Annotated in this window: 12 protein-coding genes and 1 tRNA gene; 5 read left to right on the top strand and 8 right to left on the bottom strand. The window is 38.8% G+C overall.

All coding sequences use genetic code 11. From position 1 onward, the window contains the following. Nucleotides 1-47: 47 nt before the first annotated feature. Nucleotides 48-121, bottom strand: a tRNA-Arg gene (locus tag ACOKFG_RS14980). Nucleotides 122-184: 63 nt separating this feature from the next. Here ACOKFG_RS14980 and ACOKFG_RS14975 point away from each other — a divergent pair. Further along, a complete protein-coding gene (locus ACOKFG_RS14975) occupies nt 185-697 on the top strand; it encodes an adenine phosphoribosyltransferase (RefSeq protein ID WP_299486111.1) in 513 nt (170 codons plus the stop codon). On the opposite strand, the gene ACOKFG_RS14970 is transcribed toward ACOKFG_RS14975, so the two are convergent. Beyond that, nucleotides 694-837: an SsrA-binding protein gene (locus ACOKFG_RS14970; protein ID WP_298791013.1), complete on the bottom strand. Its 144-nt coding sequence runs from the start codon at nt 835-837 to the stop codon at nt 694-696. The genes ACOKFG_RS14975 and ACOKFG_RS14970 overlap by 4 nt on opposite strands. Nucleotides 838-926: 89 nt before the next feature. Continuing rightward, a complete protein-coding gene (locus tag ACOKFG_RS14965) occupies nt 927-2,705 on the bottom strand; it encodes a DUF885 domain-containing protein (protein ID WP_422861536.1) in 1,779 nt (592 codons plus the stop codon). Nucleotides 2,706-2,927: 222 nt separating this feature from the next. On the opposite strand from ACOKFG_RS14965, the gene ACOKFG_RS14960 reads away from it, so the two are divergent. Next, entirely contained in the window at nt 2,928-4,232 is a 1,305-nt protein-coding gene (locus tag ACOKFG_RS14960; protein WP_298791009.1) for a hypothetical protein, read from the top strand. A 50-nt stretch (nt 4,233-4,282) separates the two neighbouring features. Here the strand turns inward: ACOKFG_RS14960 and ACOKFG_RS14955 are convergent, their stop codons facing one another. The 4 genes from ACOKFG_RS14955 to ACOKFG_RS14940 all read right to left on the bottom strand — a co-directional run bounded on the left by ACOKFG_RS14955 (nt 4,283) and on the right by ACOKFG_RS14940 (nt 9,227). Beyond that, nucleotides 4,283-5,620, bottom strand: a complete 1,338-nt coding sequence (locus ACOKFG_RS14955) for an SPFH domain-containing protein (protein ID WP_299486105.1) — start codon at nt 5,618-5,620, stop codon at nt 4,283-4,285. A gap of 456 nt (nt 5,621-6,076) precedes the next feature. Continuing rightward, complete coding sequence (locus ACOKFG_RS14950; RefSeq protein WP_299486103.1) at nt 6,077-7,792, bottom strand: M56 family metallopeptidase; 1,716 nt, start codon at nt 7,790-7,792, stop codon at nt 6,077-6,079. Next, nucleotides 7,792-8,151 (bottom strand): BlaI/MecI/CopY family transcriptional regulator, encoded by a 360-nt coding sequence (locus tag ACOKFG_RS14945; protein WP_190809424.1) that lies wholly within the window; start codon nt 8,149-8,151, stop codon nt 7,792-7,794. Before ACOKFG_RS14945 ends, ACOKFG_RS14950 begins: the two co-directional genes overlap by 1 nt. Before the next feature lie 20 nt (nt 8,152-8,171). After that, nucleotides 8,172-9,227, bottom strand: a complete 1,056-nt coding sequence (locus ACOKFG_RS14940) for a serine hydrolase domain-containing protein (protein ID WP_422861535.1) — start codon at nt 9,225-9,227, stop codon at nt 8,172-8,174. Between the two features lie 176 nt (nt 9,228-9,403). On the opposite strand from ACOKFG_RS14940, the gene ACOKFG_RS14935 reads away from it, so the two are divergent. Then, nucleotides 9,404-10,342 carry a calcium/sodium antiporter gene (locus tag ACOKFG_RS14935; protein WP_298790996.1) on the top strand — a complete coding sequence of 313 codons (939 nt, stop codon included), beginning with the start codon at nt 9,404-9,406 and terminating at the stop codon, nt 10,340-10,342. Between the two features lie 53 nt (nt 10,343-10,395). On the opposite strand, the gene ACOKFG_RS14930 is transcribed toward ACOKFG_RS14935, so the two are convergent. After that, the gene (locus ACOKFG_RS14930) at nt 10,396-11,406 is read right to left on the bottom strand and encodes a glutamine synthetase beta-grasp domain-containing protein (protein ID WP_299486098.1); all 1,011 of its coding nucleotides are present in this window, start codon (nt 11,404-11,406) and stop codon (nt 10,396-10,398) included. 219 nt (nt 11,407-11,625) lie between these two features. On the opposite strand from ACOKFG_RS14930, the gene ACOKFG_RS14925 reads away from it, so the two are divergent. Next, a complete protein-coding gene (locus ACOKFG_RS14925; RefSeq protein WP_299486096.1) occupies nt 11,626-13,803 on the top strand; it encodes a glutamine synthetase III in 2,178 nt (725 codons plus the stop codon). Between the two features lie 28 nt (nt 13,804-13,831). Next, the gene (locus tag ACOKFG_RS14920) at nt 13,832-15,010 is read left to right on the top strand and encodes an AIR synthase related protein (protein ID WP_299486094.1); all 1,179 of its coding nucleotides are present in this window, start codon (nt 13,832-13,834) and stop codon (nt 15,008-15,010) included. Nucleotides 15,011-15,029 lie beyond the last annotated feature (19 nt).

Genomic DNA, 15,029 nt, shown 5'->3' with positions numbered 1-15,029 from the left:
TAAAAAAGGAGTAAGTGAAAATTCTTCACCAACTCCTTAGCTTTTAGTGACCTCGGCAGGATTCAAACCTGCAACCTTCTGAGCCGTAATCAGATGCGCTATTCAGTTGCGCCACGAGGCCTTTTTAATGGGGTGCAAATATATTTCTTTTTAAATTTACGACAAAACCTCCTAATCAAAAATAATGGATTTTGAACCCTACATTCGTGATATAGCAGACTTTCCGAAAGCTGGAGTAACCTTCAAGGATATTACACCACTCTTAAAGGACCCTGAGGTGTTGAACAATGCTTGTGACGTGCTTTGTGAAATGGCTGGCAAACAAGACATTGATAAGGTAGTGGGAGTGGATAGCAGGGGTTTTATTTTTGCCCCAATGCTTGCTTCAAAACTCAAAGCCGGTTTTGTTCCTGTACGTAAAAAAGGGAAATTACCATACAAAACGATAGCTGAATCATACTCTTTAGAGTATGGCGAAGATGTTTTGGAAATTCATACGGATGCCATTTCACCTGGGGAAAAGGTTTTGGTCCATGATGATGTGCTAGCCACTGGTGGAACTGCCCAAGCGGTCTGTAAATTGGTTGAAAAATTAGGCGGCGAGGTTGTTCAGTGCAACTTTTTGATTCAGCTGAGTTTTTTGAACGGAGCTGAAAAGCTCAATGGATATGATATTAAATCTCTTATCAAATACTAATCTAAGGCCCGAGTAGTAACATAGTAGCGCCAACCAATAATAGCCAACTGTAATTTGGACGCCTTGGAAAGGTCCAATTGGCGCTTGGTGTACGAAGGAAGAATAACCTTATTAACTTTTGCCAAGAATTTGTAAAGCATAACTGTATTGGTTGGTCAATGCAAAGATAATCAAAGTTTTAGCTTAGCTATATAAAATGATGGGCCGCTTTAGGCGGCCCATTCTATAGTTAACTATTTTCTTTTATCCAGTTGTCAATTTTATTTTCCAGCAGCGCTAAAGGAACGCAACCGGTTTCTAGCACTTGATTGTGAAATTGTCTGATATCAAACTTATCACCCATGGCGTCTTCCGCTTTTTTACGCAGCTCTCGAATCTTAAGTTGTCCAATTTTATAGGATAAGGCTTGCCCGGGATTAGCCATATAGCGCTCAATCTCCGAAATAATGGAAGCTTCTGATTCCGCTTCATTGTCCAATGAGTATTGAATGGCTTGTTCTCTGGTCCAACCTTTGGAATGAAGACCTGTGTCAACCACTAATCTAACTGCTCTGTGCATTTCTGCTCCTAGCATTCCAAATAATTGATATGGATCGGTGTATAATCCCAGTTCCGTTCCCAAAGACTCACTATACAGGGCCCAACCTTCTCCGTATCCACTATACCACAAGGTCTTTCTGAATTTAGGTAGATCCTCGCTCTCTTGAGTCAGGGATATTTGATAATGGTGCCCAGGGATAGCTTCATGAAGGAACAGCGATTCGTCTGAATAGGTGTTATACTTGGTTACTTCCGGAATCGGGGTGTAAAAAATTCCAGGGCGAGTACCATCCAAAGAACCAGGATTGTATTCAGCACTGGCGGATTTTTCACGAAACGCCTCTGTCTGTCGTACCTCAAAGGGAGTTTTTGGTTTTACATCAAAAAGTTTTTCAATTTGAGGCTTCATGCGATCATGTATAACATTGAAATTATCAATGACCTGTTGAGGATCAGTAAATGGCATGAGCTCCTTATTACTTCGAACATAATCAAAGAAAGCTTTTAAATCTCCGTCAAAACCAACCTGCTCTTTGATTTTTTCCATTTCGGAACGAATCCGGGCTACCTCGCTCAACCCCAATTCATGGATTTCTGAAGCAGTCATGTTCGTGGTGGTGTACTTTTTTATTTGATGCGCATAATAAACATCACCATTGGGCTCACCTTGAATTCCACTTGATTCGCGGCCGGCATCCATATATTCGGAAGACATGAAAGCGTGCAGTTTTTCATAAGCCGGGACTATTTGATCGGTCACCATAATTTGATAAGCGGCTGTAAGCTGCTCCTTCTCCTCATCTGAAAAACTATCAGGCATATTTTTTATAGGAGTGTAGAAAAGGTGTTTGTCTAGGTCTTTAACGGTTAAGGATTCAAGTTGTGGCAGTACTTTTTTAATTAATGATTTAGGTAGTACATGCCCTTTTTCCATACCTTCTCTCATCTTGACTTCGGTACTTGAAAGCCAATCCAGATAGCCATTGACACGCTTCATCCATTTTTGATAATCTTCGACTGTATTGAAGGGCTGAGCACTAGAGCCACTGGCCAATTGTCCCATAAATAGGTTCGGAGACCACATTTGATCTATGGGAGTAAGGTTTGCATTATGGTTGAATTCATTCAAATTGATATCGCATTGCCACTCCAAAATAGCCTTGCTCATTCGCTCACTTTCTGTAAGGCTTTCATCAGGGAAATCGTTCAACTTGTTTTTGTAACCTTCAAAATGGGCTTTCGCTTTCGCAATATGCTCATCAGACAACTGATTGGTGAAAACATCATTATATCGATGATCACCTGCTGTAGTTGCATTTATAGGATTTAACTTTAGTCCATCTTCATAATAGTCCTCTAAGACTAGGCTAAATTCTTCACTAAGGTTTGGGGATTTTTCCTTTTTTGGCTCTTGTTTGCACGCTTGTAGACAAACTAAGGAAACTAGTAAAATTGTTATTTTTTTCACTTTTTTAGGTTTGATTTGTTACAAAAATGTAAAATAATCAAATCAAGGAAGACCAAGCTTAAGTGAATTGCTAAAGTTTTTATAAAAAAGATAGTTATTATGGTGGATGGTTTTCTTCCCTCAGCAAAAGTGCAAGGATACTCATTGGACGTTACACTATACTAAATGCCTATTTTTTTGATGTTACCCGTTGTCTAGCTTCACTAAAAATTAAAACTTTTAATGATGAGGACAAAATTGCAATTACTGTTGGCACCCGCTATAGTATTGATAGGTGGAATGCTTTACACCACATTAACGGCTTCAGGCCCAAAAAGAACTTTACAACCAGAAAAAGGTTGCGTATTTATGACTGTAATGGGCGAACAATCGTCAGAAGGATTTGATCGATATAAGTCAGATGAGAATATTCAATTTGCGGTACGGGATGGACTTCAATGGCTCTCGAAAGCACAATTGCCCAATGGAGGGTATGGAGCAGGTAGTCATTCCGCACAGCATATCAGGGATCCACATGCGGTAAAAGCAGATCCCGCAACCACCGCTATGGTGGGGATGGCTATACTTAGGAGCGGTACAACCTTAAAAAAGGGAATTCATGCCCAAAATCTCAAAAAAGCATTGGACTATCTGCTGGAAACCATAGAAAGTACTGAAAACGACCAGCCATATATCACGGAAGTTAGAAATACCCAGATACAGTCAAAATTGGGCGCAAATATTGATGCTGTTTTGGCCGCCCAGTTCCTTTCCAGTGTTTTGGACAGGAATCTGAACGGGATAGACAAAAAACGAATTATTCGTTGCTTGGACATTTGCGTGGCCCGTATTCAACAAGGAACGGACGAACACGGTAAACAGAGAGGTGCTGGTTGGGCAGGTGTATTGCAGAGTGGAATGGCCAATAGTGCCTTAGAGGCAGCACAAGTAGCAGGGGTTGTGGTAAACGAAGAAGTTCTTGAAAGATCAAGAAAGTACCAAAAAGGAAACTACAATGAGGAAGACGGCTCGGTCAAAACGGATGACGGGGCTGGAATCATACTATACTCCGTAAGTGGAAGTGTTAGGGCAAGTGCCAAAGAAGCCAGAAAAGTCAAAGCAGATATTAGCAAAGCAAAAGCCGAAGGCAAAATAGCTTCAGATGCTGAGATAAATGCTGAAATTCTCGAAGAAATAGGATATGCTGCGGGTGATGCCCAGAAATATGGAACGGCTTACAAAGTATATGAATCTGCCAAAGAAACGGCCCAAAAGGATGAAGTGTTGGATGGTTTTGGCAATAATGGGGGAGAAGAATTTTTAAGTTACTTACAAACTGGAGAATCCTTGTTGGTGAGCAAAGACGAAGATTGGAAAGATTGGTATGATAATATGAGTGGACGTATTTTAAAAATACAAAACGAAGATGGTAGTTGGAATGGTCATCATTGCATAACCAGTCCTGTTTTTTGTACGGCTACGAGCTTACTTCTGTTGACGGTTGAAGAAGACATTACTTTTCTGCAAAAAATGGGGGAGGAAGAATAAAAGTTACTTATGCAATAGAAAACCCGGTCTAAGACCGGGTTTTCTTCATACTATTTTTCAGTGCTTTTTTCAATCATTGTTTTGGCAAGTTCTGCACCAATCAATGATTCTAGTAATGTATTATCGCTGTTTTTGGAGTCAGAACCTTCAATGAATATTTCAGGCAATCTTAACTCTTTAAGTTCTCTTGCGACACCTACCGAGGTTTTATAATCCCATTCAGCACGTTCTTGTGGAGTCAGTCCTGCACTTACTAGTTTGGCGTTCTGATAGGCTTCAGCATCAGCAGCAACCTTTTTACTCTGAGCTTTGAATTTTTCCACTTCAAACTGCTTTTTCTCTTTTACCAAGTTGAACTCGGCTACCTTGGCTTCGGTTTCGGCCGCAATGGTCTTTTGAATTTGCTCCTTTTCAAGTCGGGCGCGTTCGGCTGCTTTTTCAGCTTCACCACGAGCCTTTTCTTTTTGCGCTCGGTAGAACTCACGCTCAGCTTGTTGCTTTTCTAATTGGGTTTGAGCCACTTCTTCTTTCTGAAGTTGTAGACGCTTGTCGAACGTGGTCTCCCAATCAATTTCCGTAACCACAGCTTGTACAACTGTTAATCCGTACGCTTTTAAAGAGTTGCCAGCTTCACGAATCGGCTTCCCATCTTTGATTTTGATCCGAAAGCGTTTCTGTTTTGACTCTTTGTTGACAACAGTACGGACTGTGCTACTATCACCGATAATGTCCTTTTGCTCACTGTGCACGTACTCTTCCAACACGTACATGCCATTTTCGAGTTGATCTTTAAAAAAGCGGTCAAAGTCAGACGCTTGACCTGAAATATAATCCTGTGCATCCATAAGTTTACAGGTGTTCTTAATGGATTGATCAATGTTAGGGATGATACGCGAACGAATGAGATTTTTTTCTGTTTTGTTACGGTCGGCAACCGACAGGAATTGCATTTCATCTTCTGTATTGATACTAATTACTACTGAGGTGGCAATCCTAGCTTTTACCGCATCACTGAAAGCCCAGTATTTGGCTTCATCCACGTTGGCGTATTCGCTTTGCTCTCCCAAACCATGTTCTTGGCTTGGAATCACATATTTTATGGGTAGTTCAAATTGTAAAGGAATAAGTCTTCCCCACATTTTGGTATGTATTCCCTGTCTAAAAACAGCTTTTTGACCTCCCCAAGGGTATTGCACTGCATAGGCAGTACCAGGTTCAGCATAAAAGAATGTTCCGGTAACAATGCTCATTACAATTCCTACCAGTATGATTTGTAAACTTCGTCTTGTGGTAAACCATTGTAAAAGTGCACTGGTTTTAAAGAGTGGTTTAGTAACCAGAGTAACAATTCCGAATAGTATGATAAGCATTCCAAATAATGTAAGCATAGCGATTGGTTTTAAAGGTTAGACAAAAATTAGAGCGATGAGCTGAATGAGCAACATCACTAAAAACTTAACAATTGTGATCATCGTGTGGATTGATTTTAATGGTTGAAAAATTGTTGTGAACCGGTTACGTTTTTTTAAGATAAAATGACAACAATCATGTTTGCAAGTTTTTACAAGGAAATCAATACAATTGAATACAGATATGTAAGTAAATAAATGAGATTGACTTTGAAAATCATGTGACCTTCTTCAATAAAGTTTTAAAATGTAATATTAAATACTTATATGTATTATGAACTGAAGCTTTTGTAGGGGTGTTTTTGCTTAATTTTTTAAAACCAAGGGAGATTTTGTTCAAAAAACAGCGATTTTTGGTGATTTCGTTTGCGATGGAAATAAAAAACCGACCTTTCAAAGGCCGGTTTATAATATGAGTTTTATGTCTTTAAAGAGCTACTTTTCCTCCTTGGTGATAATTTCCACAACCCCATTTTTAGCTTTTTTGCCATACTTTTTTATAGCTCCATTCCCCTTGAGGACAGTAATAGTGTCAATATCATCTGGAGACAGTTTTTCAACATCTTTTTCTTTGGCTTTTTTTCCATCCACGTAATAGATTGGTTTTTCGTTCGAATCACTGCTTCGAAATAACAATCCATTACTGCCTGGGATAGCATCTGAATCATTGTGAACTTCAGTTTCCTTCATGATATTTACCTCTTCATGAACGTGTTCATCTATGGATATGTGTTTGTCAATATCTACTGCATTGTCAGAATCAACATGGATTTGCACATCATCATTCTGATGGTCGTCATGAATGTTGATATTCATGTCTTTTAGTTCGTCTTCACTAATTTCTTTACCATTCAGCATTATTTTCTTTTGCCCATCTTTTTCAATAATAGTGATGTTTTGATGATTTTTGTTATCAGACTTGACCCATACTTGGTCGTCTTCGTCAGAATGGATGCTTATGGAATTGTATTCTGAGTTTCCGAAGGAAATTGTGTTGGTGGCATCGTTGTAATAAATTAAAATGGGCTTTATTGGTCCATCTGAACTGGAGTTGTAGTTGCCACTGAAAGTTTCTCCGTCGCTATTTTTCCCGCTTAATTGGAGTGAAACATCAATAATTTCGTTATTGCCATTATGCACGACTGTGTAAGAGAAATCGATGCCGTCCTTCTCAAGTTTGGTTTTGATTTTCAGTAATTCTTCATCAGAAGTGTCCTTGTCTATTGTAAGCTTAATGGCTTTTTCATCTAATTTTTCGGTACCATTGAACTGGTCATTGTGGTGGATAAATTCGGTTTTGGTGTTGAAACCCACTAAGAATAGTGCGATGGCTGGTAAGACAAAACACATCTTTAACATGTTTGTTTTCTTGGATTGATTTTGATTTAACATGACGATTCGTTTTTTGATTAATGAATTGTAAAATGGATTTGCAATGAATAAATTGTGAGCACCAATGGTTTGTTTGAGCATTAGATATTGATACGTTTTCTTTTCTTCTCCTTTACCGCAGCATTGGGCGTCCGCCAAGAATTCTAAATTTTGCTTTAAAGAATTTCGATAAAACCAAATGACTGGATTAAACCAAAGAATAATAAGAGAAAGTTCCATAAGCAGAATATCCAAAGAGTGATTTTCTCTTGCATGAACTTTTTCATGCGCTATCACCGATTCCAACTCCCTTCGGTCAAAATCTTGTTTGTTATAAAAAATGTATCTGAAAAATGAGAAAGGAGAAATACTTTGTTCCGTTTGTACATGACAAAAAGGATGGTCCTTCAGCAATTTTGAACTGGATAGCAACCTTTTTATGGAATAAAATTGCATTGCCAAGCGTATTCCCATATAAATCACGCCCATCAAATAAATTACGGATACAATCAACCATAGATTTGATAATGAATGGTTATACTGCTGGTTACCTGAAGAAATGGGCTGTGCCGCCTGTACTTCGGAAATAGATAAAGCTCCGATCATAACCGTCTTGGTGATGGTTATAAAAGGAATAGTCAACGAAATCAACAATCCGAAGAATAAAAACCAGCGATTGCCTTTAAAAAAGGTTTCTTTTCTTAAAAAAATATAGTAGCAACCCAAAAAGAGTAGTATTATCCCAGACGATTTTAAAAGATGAATTAACAATACTTCCATCACTTTTTGTTTTCAATAAGATCAATTATTTCCTTTAATTCCTCTACTGATATCTTTTCTTCCTTGGCAAAAAAGGAAACTAAACTCTTATAAGAATTATCGTAGTAATCCGCTATTGTGGAGTTGACGAATTTTTTTCGATATGCTTCTTTGGTAACAAGCGGATAGTAGCGATGGGTATTGCCAAATGCCTCATGTCCCACGTATTTTTTCTCCTGCAGATTTCTTACAATGGTTGACAAGGTGTTGTAATGTGGTTTATCTCCCTTCATTTCTTTTAGTACTTCCTTGACAAAGGCCTTTTTTAACCTCCAGAGGATTTTCATTACTTCTTCTTCCTTGTTTGTTAACTTTTGCATGATAAACGTTTGTATATTTTTTAATTTAATATAGTTCTGGCAAGCTTAACAGCTAAATCCTCAGGGCATCTACTTGCATTATTGCTCAGAAGTATTATGGTTAACTCCTCATCAAGAAGGCGCCAAAAATCGGCAAAGAATATACCGTTTCCGCCATTGTGGGTAATAATGTCCGTTCCTCTTCTAGATGGAATTATGACCCAACCATAGCCGTAAAACGCGGGATCACCTGGCTGTTCTTCGATATGCTTTCCATAATACTTGGATTTGGCATCTTCGGACAGAATTTCTTCACCTAGAAGGGCCAAATGCCATGAAAACAAATCTTCCACGGTTGATAATATACCTCCATTTCCCTTTAAATGTAGATAAGGTCCGTCAGAATCCCAAGGTTTCTCATTGGGTTTACCCCATTCTTTGTTTTTGGAATAACCATTCGCAATTGTATTGGGTTCCCATTTAGGAAGCACGTAACCTGTGTTTTTCATACCAGCCGGATCAAAAAGGTATTGCTTTAAGTAAGCTTCGTATGTGCCCCCAGATACTTGTTCGATTATTAGAGATAGAAGGCTATATCCTACATTTGAGTATTCATGAATAGAACCAGGATCAATTCTATTAGCTGTTTCAAATGCTTGGGTGATGAATTCAGCTTTTGAAATCTTGTCATAATCATTGCCAATCGCTCCTTGGAATCCAGCTGAATGGGTTAGTAGGTGATGTATTTGAATTTCCTGTAAATCAGCGGGGAGCCCTTTGAAATATTCAGATATTTTATCATTTACGTTTAACCTGCCCTGCACTTCCAATTTTAAGATGGCTGCTGCCGTAAACTGCTTTGCCAAAGAACCAATATCAAATACGGTTGTCGAAGAATTCCTTTGATTAATATTTAAGTCACTAAACCCATAACCTTTTGAGTGAATTATTCGATCTCCATGCGCAATTAAAATTGAACCCGAGAATCCTTTGTTTTCAAGTTTTGTTAGAATGTTTTCAAGTTTGTTTTGTGCCGGTTCAGTAATTAGATTTTTTTGATCCTCCGATTGACCTAAACTTACTTTAATGGTTAGCATAGCAAGGATTAAAATGAAAAAACGCATATGATTGATATTTAAATCAAACATATAATTATATTTTTAGTTAAACAACTATATTTATAGTTATTTAACTATTCACTTAGTTTTAAATTTTATTTACTCCAGCACAGATTGATTAAATCTTCATCTATATTTACGCCAAAATTAACTACTTGGGAAATCTACTTTTTATTCTTCTTGGTCTTACGCTACTGATTTTAGGAGGAAATTGGTTATTGAAGGCTGCGGTTGCATTGTCGCTTAGGTTGGCCATACCAAAAATTGTTATTGGTATGACAGTCGTTTCTTTTGCAACCTCTGCCCCAGAACTTATTGTTAGTATAAAGGCAGCTTTGGATGGTTTTCCAGATTTGGCTTTGGGAAACGTGGTGGGCTCCAATATTGCGAATTTGGGTATGGTATTGGCCATAACTGTGTTGATGGGAAGTATTGATGTACGCCGTAGTTTTTATACCACCGATTGGCCAGTAATGATGTTGGCCTCTTTACTTTTTGTTGGCTTTATATATTTCGATGGAGAATTACAGCAATATGAAGGTATTATTTTGGTTGTATTCCTGTTCTTATTCTTAGTGTTTTTACTTCGATTTCAGAAGACAGCCGTGGTGGACGAAATGCCCGAAGATGATGAATTACTGGCACTGCACAAAACGGTGTTGTTTTTAGGGATAGGAGGAACGGCACTTTGGGGCGGTTCAGAATTATTGATTGATGGGGCAGTAGGAATGGCATCTTCTTTTGGAGTTAGTGATCGTGTAATTGGGGTTACTGTCGTTTCCGTTGGGACAAGTATTCCGGAATTAGCGGCATCGGTCATTGCTGTCCTTAAAAAGGAAAAGGCAATTTCTTTAGGGAATTTGATAGGCTCAAATATCTTCAATTTGTTGGCAGTTTTAGGAATTACGTCAATCATAACACCCATCAGAGTGGTTGATCAAGAACTACTTTCCAATGATATTTTTTGGATGTTAGGGATTTCTTTTTTGCTACTACCCTTGGTGTTTTTCCCGAAAGGATTACGTTTGGGTTGGAGAGATGGCATAATTTTGATGTTTTTCTATGTACTATTTGTATACCTGACCCTAAACTAAAAACCGCCCTCGAAAGGGCGGTCTCTAAACACTATCAACAATTAATTTATTCACTAAACATCAGCAGACTTAACCGTTTTAATGATTCGTGCTGCAATTTTATATGGGTCACCGTTAGATGCTGGTCTTCTATCTTCTAACCAACCTTTCCATCCTTTTTCCACTGTCATAATAGGAATACGGATAGAAGCTCCTCTATCTGATACACCATAGCTGAAATCATGAATGGAAGCAGTTTCGTGCAATCCTGTTAAACGCTGGTCGTTAAACTCTCCATAAACAGCAATGTGTTCAGCAGCAACAGGTCTGAATGCCTCACAAATTTTCTCATAGGTGGCTTTATCGCCACAAGTTCTTAAAGTAGTATTGGAGAAGTTGGCGTGCATACCAGAACCGTTCCAGTCACCTTTTACAGGTTTTGGATGGTACTCAATATAATAACCGTAAGACTCGGTCAAACGATCTAGAAGGTATCTTGCTATCCAAATTTCGTCACCAGCTTTCTGAGCTCCTTTGGCAAACAATTGAAATTCCCATTGTCCAGCAGCAACTTCTTGGTTGATGCCTTCAAAATTTAATCCAGCTTCAATACACTGGTTTGCATGTTCTTCCACTAAATCTCTACCCCAGGTATTTTTTCCACCTACAGAACAATAATATAAACCTTGAGGACCAGGGTATCCGCCAATAGGAAATCCTAGTGGTAACTGGGTCTCAACATCCATAATAAAGTATTCCTGTTCAAAACCAAACCAGAAATCTGCATCTGCATCATCAATAGTTGCTCTGGAATTGGATTCGTGTGAAGTGCCATCGGCATTTAAAACTTCGGTCATCACCAAGTATCCGTTGATTCTTGCAGGGTCAGGATAAATCGCAACAGGTTTTAAAAGGCAATCCGAAGAACCGCCTTCAGCTTGTTGTGTTGAACTTCCGTCAAAAGACCACATTGGGCAGTCTTCCAATTTACCACTAAAATCATCTTCGATTTTAGTTTTGCTTCTCAAGTTCGCAGTTGGCTTATATCCATCCAACCAGATGTACTCTAATTTAGATTTGCTCATAATTCCGGTAGTTATTTGTTCTCAAAATTTCAAGGAACAAAAATAAGTTTTTCATTTAATAATAGGTGTTTTAAAGGGTTAAAATGACCATGATCTTGATATTATTTTGATAACCCCTATTTTTTAAGGGGTGAAATGAAAAAAAAGTAATTTTTCAAGGATATATTATTAAATTGTTAATTGTAGTTTTGTGTTTTAATCTTAAAAAGAGGTGTCATAATGAGATTTCAAGCATTAAAGGATAGCGGTAAAAGAATTCATGTAGTGACGGAAGAGACTGGAAGACGATCAGAAATGTTCGGAAAAAATGTTTTCAATGAAGATCGGATGCTTCAATTTTTGACCAAAGAGGCATTTGAAAAAGTAAAATCAGCTATTTTTCAAGGTACTAAGATTGACCGAAAAATTGCTGATCAAGTAGCAGAGGGAATGAAGGCTTGGGCACTGTCCATGGGCGCTACCCATTATACTCACTGGTTTCAACCTTTAACAGGGTCTACGGCGGAAAAACATGATGCCTTTTTTGATATTTTGCCCGATGGAAGGGCTATGGAGAAATTTGGGGGCGCACAACTCGTGCAACAAGAACCGGATGCTTCCAGTTTCCCTAGTGGCGGAATCAGAAATACTTTTGAAGCAAGAGGATACACAGCATGGGACCCTACGTCACCAGCTTTTGTATATAAGACTACCCTATGTATTCCAACCATATTTGTTGCATACACGGGTGAAGCATTGGATAACAAGGCACCTTTACTAAGAGCGCTCCATGCCATTGATGAGGCGGCAACCGGGGTCGCCCAATATTTTGATAAGAATGTAAGAAAGGTTTATGCAACGCTTGGATGGGAGCAAGAATACTTTTTAGTAGATAAAGCTTTGGCCAAATCGCGGTTGGACATTGTTATGACAGGTCGCACCCTTGTTGGGGCAGCGGCGGCAAAAGGGCAGCAATTGGATGACCATTACTTTGGGGTTATTCCAAGTAGAGTACTTGCCTTTATGAGTGATTTGGAAAAACAGTGTACAAAATTGGGAATTCCTGTAAAGACCCGTCACAATGAAGTCGCTCCGAATCAGTTTGAATTAGCACCAGTATATGAAGAGGCCAATCTTTCCGTAGATCACAATTTGTTGTTGATGGATGTTATGGAAGAAATAGCCGACAGACATAATTTTATGGTTCTTTTTCATGAAAAACCCTTTGCCGGGGTAAATGGCTCCGGAAAGCATAATAACTGGTCTTTGGAAACAGATACTGGTGTGAATTTGTTGAGTCCTGGATCTACGCCAATGAAAAACCTTCAGTTCTTAACCTTTTTTGTAAACACCATAAAAGCGGTGGATACCTATGAAGAATTACTACGTTCTTCTATCGCTTCTGCCAGCAACGATCACCGATTGGGAGCTAATGAGGCACCTCCGTCCATTATTTCCATATTTATAGGAAAACAACTAAGTGATGTATTGGATGAGTTGGAAGGCGTTTCAAAAGGAAAACTGTCTCCTGAAGAAAAGACAGAGCTTAAGCTCAATGTAGTTGGAAAAATTCCTGAAATTTTATTGGACAATACCGATAGAAACAGAACGTCACCTTTTGCCTTTACCGGGAATAAATTTGAAATGAGGGGAGTTGGTTCCAAAACCAATTGTGCTAAGCCCATGACCATGTTGAATACCATTGTGGCCAAACAGCTTACCGATTTCAAAAAAGAAGTTGATGCCCTTATTGACAAGAAGAGCCTTAAGAAAGATGAAGCTGTGTTCAACGTACTCCGGGAATACATCAAAACCTCTAAACGGATTCGTTTTGACGGAGATGGCTATGGACAAGAATGGAAAGATGAGGCCAGAAAACGCAAACTGAGTAATAACAAAAATACCCCTGAAGCACTTCAGGTACTTACTTCCAAAGATAGTATTGCCCTTTTTAAGGATATGGAAGTCATGAGTGAAGTGGAGCTCAAGGCGCATCAAGAGGTAGAATTGGAAGCCTATATTTTACACCTTCAAATAGAAGGTCGTATTTTGGAAGAAATGGTGTATGGCCATATTATTCCCTCTGCAATTTCATACCAAAATTTACTCTTGGAAAATATTAATGGGTTACGTGAAGTGTATGGAGCCGCACATAAAAAGTTTGCCGAAAGCCAACTTAATATCCTGGAGCAAATAGGGGAACATATTGTTGCCATTAAAAAGTTGACCGATGAAATGACAACGGTACGGAGACGAGCGAATGGTTTATCCACCATTAACAAGAAAGCACAATCATATTGCGATAATGTAAAACCCTATTTTGAGACCATTAGGGAGCAATCCGATAAGTTGGAAAAATTGATTTCGGACGATTTATGGCCTTTAACCAAGTACAGGGAGTTGCTATTTGCCAAGTAACAGCTATTTTTGCGCAAAATCTATGTAAATGTCCTCAGACACCAGTAAAAGATATGCCCAAAGAGGAGTTTCAGCTTCCAAGGAAGATGTTCACAATGCCATAAAGAACATTGATAAAGGTCTTTTTCCCAAGGCGTTTTGTAAAATCGTACCCGATTATTTAACCGGTAGTGAGGATCATTGTCTGGTGATGCATGCCGATGGCGCAGGCACAAAATCCTCATTGGCTTATATGTACTGGAAAGAAACCGGAGATATTTCGGTTTGGAAGGGGATAGCCCAAGACGCCCTTATTATGAATGTGGATGATTTGATTTGTGTGGGTGCGACAGACAACATCATGCTTTCCTCTACCATAGGTCGAAACAAAAACCTTATTCCGGGAGAGGTAATTTCTGCGATAATCAATGGTACAGAAGAATTAATTGCCGATTTGAAAAAACATGGCATTACTATTCGCTCAACTGGAGGAGAAACCGCTGATGTAGGGGATTTGGTTCGTACTATAATTGTTGATTCGACAGTAACTGCGCGAATTGAAAAAAACAAAGTCATTGACAATGCCAACATAAAGGCTGGAGATGTTATTGTGGCATTGGCCTCCTATGGGCAGGCAACTTATGAAACGGAATATAACGGTGGAATGGGCAGTAATGGTTTGACCTCTGCCCGTCATGATGTATTCTCAAAATATTTGGCAGAAAACTATCCTGAAAGTTTTGACGCTTCTGTACCTGAAGAATTGGTGTATTCTGGGAAAATGAAGTTGACTGATACCGTAGAAAATTCCTCTTTGGATGCGGGCAAACTGGTATTATCACCAACTCGCACATACGCCCCAATTATTAAAAAGATATTGGAGAAATATACTTCGGAAGAGATTCACGGTATGGTCCATTGCAGTGGGGGCGCACAGACCAAAATTCTTCATTTTATAGATGACCTGCATATTATTAAAAATAATATGTTTCCAATTCCACCTCTTTTTAAATTAATTCAAGAGCAATCTGGTACCGACTGGAAAGAGATGTATCAAGTCTTCAATTGTGGTCATCGTATGGAACTGTATGTAAATGAGTCGATTGCCGCCGATATTGTATCCATTTCGGAGAGCTTCAATGTTGATGCGCGGATTATTGGAAGAGTGGAAGGTCATAACGGTAAAAAATTGACCATTGAAAGCGAGTTTGGGAAGTTCGAGTATTAGTATACGAATCACTTTAAAT

The sequence above is a fragment of the Flagellimonas rhodophyticola genome (assembly GCF_049332665.1).
Lineage (GTDB): Bacteria > Bacteroidota > Bacteroidia > Flavobacteriales > Flavobacteriaceae > Flagellimonas.
This window is presented reverse-complemented; position numbering and strand designations above follow the sequence as displayed.

Coding starts and splice junctions, on each gene's coding strand:
- ACOKFG_RS14975 (WP_299486111.1), top strand. CDS start 185: ATGGATTTTGAACCCTACATTCGTGATATAGCAGACTTTCCGAAAGCT.
- ACOKFG_RS14970 (WP_298791013.1), bottom strand. CDS start 837: ATGCTTTACAAATTCTTGGCAAAAGTTAATAAGGTTATTCTTCCTTCG.
- ACOKFG_RS14960 (WP_298791009.1), top strand. CDS start 2,928: ATGATGAGGACAAAATTGCAATTACTGTTGGCACCCGCTATAGTATTG.
- ACOKFG_RS14955 (WP_299486105.1), bottom strand. CDS start 5,620: ATGCTTACATTATTTGGAATGCTTATCATACTATTCGGAATTGTTACT.
- ACOKFG_RS14950 (WP_299486103.1), bottom strand. CDS start 7,792: ATGGAAGTATTGTTAATTCATCTTTTAAAATCGTCTGGGATAATACTA.
- ACOKFG_RS14945 (WP_190809424.1), bottom strand. CDS start 8,151: ATGCAAAAGTTAACAAACAAGGAAGAAGAAGTAATGAAAATCCTCTGG.
- ACOKFG_RS14940 (WP_422861535.1), bottom strand. CDS start 9,227: ATGCTAACCATTAAAGTAAGTTTAGGTCAATCGGAGGATCAAAAAAAT.
- ACOKFG_RS14930 (WP_299486098.1), bottom strand. CDS start 11,406: ATGAGCAAATCTAAATTAGAGTACATCTGGTTGGATGGATATAAGCCA.
- ACOKFG_RS14925 (WP_299486096.1), top strand. CDS start 11,626: ATGAGATTTCAAGCATTAAAGGATAGCGGTAAAAGAATTCATGTAGTG.
- ACOKFG_RS14920 (WP_299486094.1), top strand. CDS start 13,832: ATGTCCTCAGACACCAGTAAAAGATATGCCCAAAGAGGAGTTTCAGCT.